Source organism: Nocardia wallacei, assembly GCF_029869545.1.
Classification (GTDB): domain Bacteria; phylum Actinomycetota; class Actinomycetes; order Mycobacteriales; family Mycobacteriaceae; genus Nocardia; species Nocardia wallacei_A.
Genome location: NZ_JARWQD010000365.1, coordinates 1 through 4,381, shown reverse-complemented (window position 1 = coordinate 4,381; position 4,381 = coordinate 1). Strand labels below are relative to the sequence as shown.

Here is a 4,381-nt window from a genome sequence, read left to right as displayed (position 1 = left end):
AAAACCTTCGTGGGGGGGGGCCGGTGGGGCGCCCCCCCCCCCCCCAAAACCCCGGCGCCCCCCCCATGGCCCGGGCCCCGCCGGGGGGCGCGGCGCGCCCCCGCGGGCGGGGGGGGGGTGGGGGGGGGGGGGGCGTTCCCCGCCGCCCGGCCACGGTCACCTCAGGGAATCAGGAGCTTACCGAGGAAGTCGGAGATCGTGCCCATGAGCTGACCGATGAAAAGTGGGATCACAGCCTGGTCCTTCCGTACTAGTTGCGGTTACCGATACTTCCAGTCCTGCCGATTCGCAATACGGTTGCAGGTACTGCTCGATATTCGACGCGATGCACGGTCCGGATGGGCGCTGATCGGTTGCTGGGCGGTATGCGAAGGTCGGGCCCGGCGGTCTCAATCGGTGAACGAACGCCCGGCATCGAGGTAGGCACGCAGCACGGTGCCTGGCACGCGTCCGCGGGCCGAGACCGTAACCCCGTTCTCCCGCGCCCACTTCCGCGCCGCCGTCGATTCGACCGCGGTCATCGTCGTCGGCTTGCGCACGCTGGTCGCGGTGCGGCGGACCTTGCGGGCACGCTGCGCCCACTGCTCCACCTGCTCCCGCAGCCGCGCCGCGTTCGCGGCCGACAGATCGATCTCGTAGGTCGCCCCGTCCAGCCCGAAGACCACCGTCTCATCGGCCGTCGATTCGCCGTCGAGGTCGTCGACGCGCGTCACCAGTACTCGATGTGCCACTGCGTGCTCCTTAGCACCCCATCCCCTGCACTCCCCCTCGTACACGTAACTTACTGAGCGGCAGGATGATTCGCCCCGCCACTGGGAGACTTCACCAGAATGTCGCCGAGAATTCGTGCCCGGCCACAAAGCCGCCACTCCGGCGGGCTCGACCCGACCCGGCACCACCGCAACATTTCAGCATGCGATATGCCGCATAGTGTCACAATTCCGGCGCACGCGCTCAGGGAATTGTCACAAGAGTTCGGCACGACAATATCGACTCGCACGCCGAGCGGGTAAGGTACACCACACAATACGGGGACAGCACACCCGAGCGTCCCCTGTAATTCAGCGGCAGAACCCGTTCTTGACCGGCATCGGCTTTACCGGTTACAAATGAGTTCCCGCTGGTCCAGCTCCTTCGGACCGGCCCGCGAGAAGTGTACGAAGTTGGCTACCGACGTCATCGATGCGACCGTAGAATTACCGGTCGCCATCGCATCCGTGTGGAAACTGCTCACGGATCCGCAGAGTTATTCACGCATTTTCACCGGGATCGGCGCGTGCGATCGTCTCGAGACAATCGCCGGGCATCCGCTGTGGCAGTTCCGGATCGGCACCGGCGAGACCGGAATCAGCACATTCGCAGCAACCTTCATGGCGGGCCGGACCGGCTCGACCTTCGAATTGGAATGCGGGGCCACGGGCAGCTTCGCCGCGGTCCGCCTGCGCGAGGCCGCATCGGGCGACGGCACCCGGGTCACCGTCACCTTCTTCGCGCCGGGCCGCATTCACCCGGTGGTCGCGGCCCTGCCCAACTCGGAGATCATCGCGTGGGCCGAGGCCGGTCTGCATCGCCTGACCGAGTTGCTCACGGGGGCACCGACATCGGTGGCGGTCAACGGCGAGGACAGCCCGCTGCGGCGCCGCGCCGACGTGGCACGCCAGATGGTGTCGACCGGTGTGGTGCGTACCTACCGGCCCGATATCGGCGTGCGGCAGTTCGGGCGGCTCGCCAAATGGGGCTTCACTCTGGCGGGCGGCTACGCGGCCGCGGCCGCGCACTCCCCGCACCGCCCCGCGGTCGTCGACGATCGCGGCGTGCGCACCTTCGCCGAGATCCACGACCGCAGCCACGCGCTGGCCGCCGCGATGAGCCGGCTCGGGCTCGGCGCGGGCGACGCCATCGGCCTGCTCGCCCACAATCACGCCGGAATGGTCGAAACCATGGTCGCCGCGGGGAAACTCGGCGTCGACGTGGTGCTGCTCAACGCCGGTCTGTCGGCCCGGCGGATCGAGGAGATCGTGCAGCGGCACCGGCTCGAGCACCTGTTCGTCGACAGCGCGCTCGAATCCCTGGTGCACTACCTGCATTCCGACATCCACCGGGTGTTCACCGATCACGCGGCGGGCGTGGGCACCTCGATCGAGGATCTGATCGCGCTGGGGCACACCGGCTTCCGCAAGCCCGCCCGCGGCGGCCGGTTGATCGTGCTGACCTCGGGGACCAGCGGCACGCCCAAGGGCGCCCGCCGCCCGCATCCGAAGGGCTTCGCCACCGTGGCGGCGCTGCTGTCGCGCATCCCGTTGCGGATGCACGAGACCATGCTCATCCCCGCCCCGCTGTTTCACACCTGGGGCATGGCGGCCCTGCAGCTGAGCACGCCGCTGCGCGCCACGGTGGTGCTCCCGGAGCACTTCGACGCCCGCGACACCCTGCGCCTGATCGCCGAGAACGAGGTCACCACACTGGTTCTCGTGCCGACCATGGTGCAGCGGATCCTCGATCTGCCCACCCACGTGCGGGCCCGGTTCAATACCTCCAGCCTGCGCATCGTGGCCAGCTGCGGCGCCCCGCTGGCGGGCGCCACGGTGCTGCGCTTCATGGACACCTACGGTGACGTGCTCTACAACGTCTACGGATCCACCGAGGTCTCGTGGGCCACCATCGCCACCCCCGAGGATCTGCGCACCTCCCCCACCACGGCGGGGCGCCCGCCCCTGGGCACCCGGGTCGCGGTGCTGGGGCCCGACCACAAGCCGGTTCCCGTCGGTGCCACCGGGCGGATCTACGTCGGCAATCACATGCTGTTCGACGGTTACGTCAACGCGGCGCCGCCCGCCGAGGCCGAGGGCATGCTCGACACCGGCGATCTCGGCTATCTCGACGCCGCGGGGCGCCTGTTCATCGCCGGTCGCGACGACGAGATGATCATCTCCGGCGGGGAGAACGTCTTCCCGCGACCGGTGGAGGAGGCGCTGGCGCACCTGCCGCAGGTGACCGACGTGGCCGTGGTGGGCGTGCCGGATCGCGAATTCGGCCAGCGCCTGGCGGCTTTCATCGTCAAGCGGGAGGGATCGGGGCTCGATCAGGACATGATCCGCACCTACGTCCGGCACCGGCTCAGCCGCTTCTCGGTCCCGCGCGATGTCACCTTCCTGTCCGCGCTGCCGCGCGGGGAAACCGGCAAGGTGCTCAAACGCCTGCTCACGGGCGCTCCCGCCAACCAGTCGCCGTCGTGAGCGCGCGAGCACTGTGATCGCTCACGAGCAAGACGGGTAGACGTATCCCGAAGTATCACGATCGATTGTGAAAACTGCCCTGGCGGATCTCGAAACGGTTACGGTGTTACCGCAGTGCAGTTCACGGGGGTGGAAGGGAGTTCCCGATGTCTGTTGCCACTCCGGATAGACCGAGCCTCACCGTCTCGGGGCGGCCGATGTCCTCGCCACTCAAGGACGTCTGGGCGCTGTCGCGCCAGATGGTCGGCCATTTCGTCGAGAACGTCGCGCCCTGCGGCACGCTCCCCGGCGACGCCATCTACGGCGACGTCACCACGATCACCCGCACCTGCCTCGAACTCGCCGTCTCGGTGCTCGACGGCAAGAACATCCCCGACAAGATCGATCGGCTGAAAGAGGCTGCGGCGCAATGGGCCCGCGAGGGCGTGCCGATCGATACGATCCACCACTCCATCCACGAGGGCTTCAAGATCGGGTTCGACCTCGTCGTCACCAGCGCCGCGACCAAGCACCGCGCCGCCGGCTCCGCGGACGACACCGTGATGACGTTGAGCCTGGCCGATTACGACGCGCTGATGGGCGGGGCGAAGCTGGTCGTCGAGATGCTCGACACCATGACCACGGCCGTATCCATGGCCTATGTGCGCGAGCTCAAATCCGTTGTCTCCGAACACCACACCGCCGTACACACCCTCACCTCCGCACTGCTCGGCGGCCACCCCACCTCCACCATGGCCCGCGAATGCGGCATCGAGATCGCCGACAGCTACCGCATCCTCGCCCTCGCCATCCCCCCGCACCCCGACGAGTCCAACCCGATGCTGGACGCGAAAGTCGTTGCGCGCCGCAAACTCCGGCGCCTGCAGGCCGAACTGGCCACCCGCTGCGACAATGCCGCGCTCTCACTGCTCAGCGTGGACGGCGGCACCCTGCTGATCCCGGCCCACCACCACACCGACGACCAACTCGACGACCTGGTGACCGCCCTGTCGCGGGCCGCGCGGGTGCCCATCACCGCCACCGTCGTCACCACCGGCACCGACACCATCCCCACCGCCGCCGACCAAGCCCACCAACTCCTCGACATGGTCGCCCGCCTGCACTGCGAACCCGCCCTCTACCGCTTCGACGACCTCGCCCTCGAA

3 protein-coding genes are annotated in these 4,381 nt (G+C 68.3%); 2 read left to right on the top strand and 1 reads right to left on the bottom strand.

Features of this window, described 5'->3' with window-relative positions:
- Positions 1-389: 389 nt before the first annotated feature.
- Positions 390-731: a histone-like nucleoid-structuring protein Lsr2 gene (locus QH290_RS33450; RefSeq protein WP_280265125.1), complete on the bottom strand. Its 342-nt coding sequence runs from the start codon at positions 729-731 to the stop codon at positions 390-392.
- A gap of 432 nt (positions 732-1,163) precedes the next feature.
- On the opposite strand from QH290_RS33450, the gene QH290_RS33445 reads away from it, so the two are divergent.
- The gene (locus QH290_RS33445) at positions 1,164-3,236 is read left to right on the top strand and encodes an AMP-binding protein (RefSeq protein WP_280387291.1); all 2,073 of its coding nucleotides are present in this window, start codon (positions 1,164-1,166) and stop codon (positions 3,234-3,236) included.
- A 197-nt stretch (positions 3,237-3,433) separates the two neighbouring features.
- On the top strand, positions 3,434-4,381 hold a 948-nt coding region (locus QH290_RS33440), incomplete at its 3' end, for an RsbRD N-terminal domain-containing protein (RefSeq protein WP_280387289.1).